Annotated in this window: 4 protein-coding genes; 3 read left to right on the top strand and 1 reads right to left on the bottom strand. The window is 60.1% G+C overall.

The genetic code is table 11. The features are described from left to right. From RDN59_RS11505 to RDN59_RS11495, 3 genes are all read left to right on the top strand, one after another. Positions 1-441: carbohydrate ABC transporter permease (locus tag RDN59_RS11505; protein WP_308607956.1), on the top strand; the 441-nt coding region annotated here is incomplete at its 5' end. 71 nt (positions 442-512) lie between these two features. Further along, positions 513-1823, top strand: a complete 1311-nt coding sequence (locus RDN59_RS11500) for an ABC transporter substrate-binding protein (RefSeq protein WP_308607955.1) — start codon at positions 513-515, stop codon at positions 1821-1823. A gap of 26 nt (positions 1824-1849) precedes the next feature. After that, positions 1850-2980 carry an ABC transporter ATP-binding protein gene (locus RDN59_RS11495; RefSeq protein WP_308607954.1) on the top strand — a complete coding sequence of 377 codons (1131 nt, stop codon included), beginning with the start codon at positions 1850-1852 and terminating at the stop codon, positions 2978-2980. A gap of 68 nt (positions 2981-3048) precedes the next feature. Here the strand turns inward: RDN59_RS11495 and RDN59_RS11490 are convergent. Next, the coding region (locus RDN59_RS11490) for an FAD-linked oxidase C-terminal domain-containing protein (RefSeq protein WP_308607953.1) at positions 3049-4812 on the bottom strand (1764 nt) is incomplete at its 5' end.

Raw genomic sequence — 4812 nt, 5'->3', positions numbered from 1 at the left:
GCGTCATGGGGTTGGAGAGACACCTACGCTGGAGTCATCATCCCGTTGGCGGGCGTGGCGTTCGGTGCCTTCCTCATGCGCAATCACTTCCAATCATTGCCGCCGGAGATTCTCGAGGCCGCGCGCATGGACGGGGCAGGATTCTTCACCACCTTGTTCCGAGTGGTCCTGCCGATGTCGTGGCCAACGCTGTCCGCGTTCGTCCTGATCACTGTGGTCAATGAGTGGAACCAATACCTGTGGCCCTTCCTGATTACGGATACACCGGCTGCAGCCACCCTTCCGGTGGGCCTGACCCGCTTGCAGGACGCGGAAGGCGTGACCAATTGGGCGCCGGTGATGGCAGGCACAGTGCTGACAACCCTGCCCATGATCATCATCTTCCTCATACTCCAGAAGCCGATGATTAAGGGCCTGACTGCTGGAGCAGTCAAGGGCTAGCCTGCCTGCCATCCCGACGCCCAACTCGAACAAGTCCACCCAACTCTTCACTTCTCAAGGAGAACCTCCCCATGTCTCATAAGATTTCTACTCGCATCGTTGCCGCTTGCGCGGCGCTTCTCACCACCATGTCCTTGACCGCCTGTGCAGGTGGTTCGACCACCGCAGGGAACGACGCAAAGGACGGCGGCGACGCCAACACCATCACCTTCTGGTCCAACCACCCGGGTTCCTCCCGTGACATAGAGCAAGAGCTCATTGATGAATTCGAAAAGGAGAACCCGGATCTGAAGGTTGAGCTGGTCACCGCCGGCTCCAACTATGAGGAAGTTGCGCAGCGCTTCAACGCTGCTCTCGCAGGTGGCGACCTGCCTGACGTCCTCGTTGCGTCCGACGTCACCTGGTTCAACTTCGCACTGAATGAGGCCACGACGCCGCTCGATGAGCTGTGGGAGATGAACGACATTGACTATGAGAGCTACGTCGACACCCTGCGCGAAGACTACAACTACAAGGACAAGCACTACGGCGTTCCGTACTCCCGCTCCACGAACCTGATGTACTGGAACACCGATGACCTCAAGGCGGCTGGCCTTCCCACCGACCGTGGCCCGAAGGACTGGGAAGAATTCGACGAGTGGGCCACCAAGATCAAGGACAAGCTCGACAAGCCGGCCGTCACTGTCCCGGATGGATCCAACTACCTCGACTGGTACTTCCAGGGCATGATTTGGGCCTTCGGTGGCTCTTACTCTGATGAGTGGGAACCGAACTTTACGTCGAAGGAGTCCATTGAGGCTGGTAAATTCCTGCAGGACCAGGTCAAGGCCGGTCACATCGAAATCTCCACTGACCCGACCGTAGCCTTCGGCTCTGGCAAGGCCTCTGGACTGCTGGAGTCCACCGGTTCCCTGGGCGGCCTGAAGGAGACGGCGACGATTCCATTCATCACCACCTACCTGCCAGGCCCTGGTCCTTCGGCAGCCACCGGTGGTGCTGGTCTGGCCGTGCCGGCTGGAATTTCTGACGAGCGCAAGGCTAACGCGGTCAAGTTCATTGACTTCCTGACGAACACCGAGAACACCATCAAGTTCTCCCAGAAGACGGGGTACATGCCGGTGCGCAAGGACGCCCTGGATGATCCGGAGGAGAAGAAGTTCTTGGAGGAGAACCCGAACGCCCAGACGGCAATCGAGCAGCTCAACGAGAACACGAAGCCGCAGGATTACGCTCGCGTCTTCGTACCGGGCGGTGGACAGCGCATCGGTGGCGTTCTTGACCGCATCACTGTGGGCAATGAGGACGTGGAGTCCGCATTCGGTGACCTGCAAAAGGAGACGCAGAGCGTTATCGACCGCGACATCACCCCGAAGCTCAAGTAACACTTCGGATCGTTTGAAAGGACACCATGGCTACTGTTGAATTCCGTCAAGCTTCCAGGATTTATGATCCGAAGAAGCCACCGGCGGTCAGCCGCATTAACCTCGATATCAAGGACGGCGAGTTCCTGGTACTCGTCGGACCGTCTGGTTGCGGCAAGTCTACGACGTTGCGCATGCTCGCTGGCCTTGAGCCAATCGACGAAGGCCAGATCTTCATCGACGGGGCCGACGTTACCGAGACCCGCTCGCGGGACCGCGATGTAGCCATGGTGTTCCAGTCCTATGCGCTGTACCCCAACATGACAGCGCGTCAGAACATGGCGTTTGCATTGCAAAATGCCAAGGTGGATAAGGCAACCATAGAAGAGCGCGTGAGCTTCGCTGCGAAAATGCTGGAGCTGGAAGATCTTATCGATCGCAAGCCCTCCGCAATGTCAGGTGGCCAGCGCCAGCGTGTGGCTATGGGTCGCGCTATCGTGCGCCAGCCCAAGGTCTTTCTCATGGATGAGCCCCTGTCCAATCTGGATGCGAAGCTCCGCGTATCCACGCGTGCGCAGATCCTTCAACTGCAGCGCGAGCTCAACACCACCACGGTCTATGTCACCCACGACCAAACTGAGGCAATGACCATGGGTGATCGCGTGTGTGTCCTCAAACAGGGCATTATTCAGCAAGTCGACGCGCCTAAAACACTGTATGAGAACCCCGGTAATTCCTTCGTCGCGACGTTCATTGGTTCGCCGGCTATGACTCTCATCGACAATGTACCTTTCGTTGACGGCCGTGTCGTCAGCGGCAAGGACCATGCGTTGGACTATTACATGCCACAGGAGCAGGCCGCGAAGGTAGGATCGGAGCACGTCCTCGTTGGTGTACGCCCAGAGAATTGGGACATCGTTGGCGTCAACCAGCCAGGTGAACAGTATGGGATACCGGTTCGGGTCGATATCGTGGAGCACTTAGGCTCCGAGCTGTACGTCTATGGTGCGCGCGAAGAGTCGGCCAATGACGGAACCGTGGTCCGCGGTGACCGGATCACAGTGAAGGTGCCGCGCGGCATTGACGTGCACCAGGGCGACACGATCTACCTGCGCCCAATGAAGGGCGGGTGCGTGTTTTTCGCCCCGGACACCGAAATCAATTACGACTATCTCTAACCCGGCTCCACCACATCTGTTGCGCCGGTGGCAGAGCTCCCGACGAGGAGTATGGCACCGGCGCGTTGCTATGGAGTGACGACCGGACGGGAGGCCCGCTCCAACAGCACTGCGATTGATTCATAGGTCCGCCCGGAGATCATCTCCAGGCCCATCTCGCAGGTGCGGTTATCGGAGACGAAGGCGTCGAAGCGCTCCGCGTCGAGTGAAGCACGCTCCTCGCGCGTGGCGGACTCGACGAGCTCCGGGTGCAGCATAACGCGGTCACCGGCGGAGCCACAGCACATCGCGCCCTCCGGGACCTTCGCTGTGCCGCAGAGGTTTGCCAGATCAACGAGCGCTTGGCTCATGCCCATGTGATCCGTCGAGCAGGTTGGGTGTACGGCGATGCTGCCCATGTTTTTCACGATGGGCAGGTGTGGCGCGATTTCATCGCGCAGCCATTCCACGACATCGAGGATGCGCAGATCCTCCCAGAGCTTGCGGTCAGCAGGGGAGAGTACCTCAGGAACGGAATCAAGCAACCCGTGGGTGCAGCTGGCAGCATCGACCACGATGGGTAGCTGGCCGTGCTCCGACCAGTGCCAGAGGTCGCGTACGATCTTTTGAGCCTGGTACTCAAATCCTTCCTTGTAGCCCTTGGAGGACCACGGTGTGCCGCAGCAATCGCCCGCGACATCTTCGGGGATCCACACTGGCTGGCCAGCACGGCGTCCCAGCTCCACGATGGCGCGTGGTAGGTCGACCGAGTCCTTGGCAGCTCCTGCTGGGCGTCCAAAGATGCGGTTGATACATGCAGGGAAGTAGAGCGCACCGGCACCCTCGCGCGGGGTTTCCGGCAGACGCGATGCAGCCTGAGGAAGCGGCCCCGGGACGGTGGGCAACAGGTCGGGTGCTACCACGTTACGTGCCATGTTGGTGCCCAGCTCGAGGGGCTTGTGGGGGATCTTGTTGGCGGAGATGATGCCAGCGCGGGCAAGCTTTTCCACCAACTCCCAGCGCTGCGCCGTCGTCAGTGCTACCTTCTCGCGGGCCGGGGTGGCCTGCTGGGCGCGCAGCTGCTTCATGACCGCACCTGTATCGATGCTAATCGGGCAGGGGATAGAGCAGGTGCCGTCGGCGGCGCACATGTCGACGGCGTCGTACTGATACTCCTTCTGCAGCTGCGCCAAGACCTCCGAGCCTTCTTCCTGCCGGGCCATCTCGCGGCGCAGCACGATGCGCTGGCGCGGGGTCACCGTGGCATGACGGGAGGGGCAGACGGGCTCGCAGAAGCCACACTCCACGCACGGGTTGATCTCGTCTTCGACCTTGGGAAAGGATTTGAAGTTGCGCAGGTGGATGGTCTGGTCGCGCGTGAGCTTCACGTTCGGTGCCAGGATGCCCTTGGGATCGATCATGTTCTTGACCTCCCAAAACAACTCGAAGGCTTCCGAGCCCCACTCGTGTTCTAGGAAGGGCGCCATGTTCACGCCGGTGCCATGCTCAGCCTTCATCGAGCCTTGGTACTTATCAATGACCAGCTCGGCCAGATCATCCAAGAAAGCAGCATAGGACTCGCGTTCCTCCTCAACATCGAAGCGCGGGGTGAAGAAGAAGTGCAGGTTGCCAAAGGCCGCGTGGCCCATGACTGATTCTGGGTACCCGTATTTGGCCTGCAAGTCCAGCAGATCCGCTGCAGCTTCGCCGACCTGAGACGGTGGGAAGCAAACATCCTCGGTGATATAGGCCGTGCCATTCGGGCGATCCGCACCCAACAGGCCGTACAGGCCATTGCGTAGCTCCCAGGCGCCGCGCATTCCTTCTGCGGTGGTGAGGAACTCGAGGGGGCG

This window comes from uncultured Corynebacterium sp. (genome assembly GCF_902489365.1).
In the GTDB taxonomy this organism is placed as follows: domain Bacteria; phylum Actinomycetota; class Actinomycetes; order Mycobacteriales; family Mycobacteriaceae; genus Corynebacterium.
Note: the sequence above shows the minus strand (reverse complement) of the source record. Positions and strands in the feature narration are given on the sequence as shown.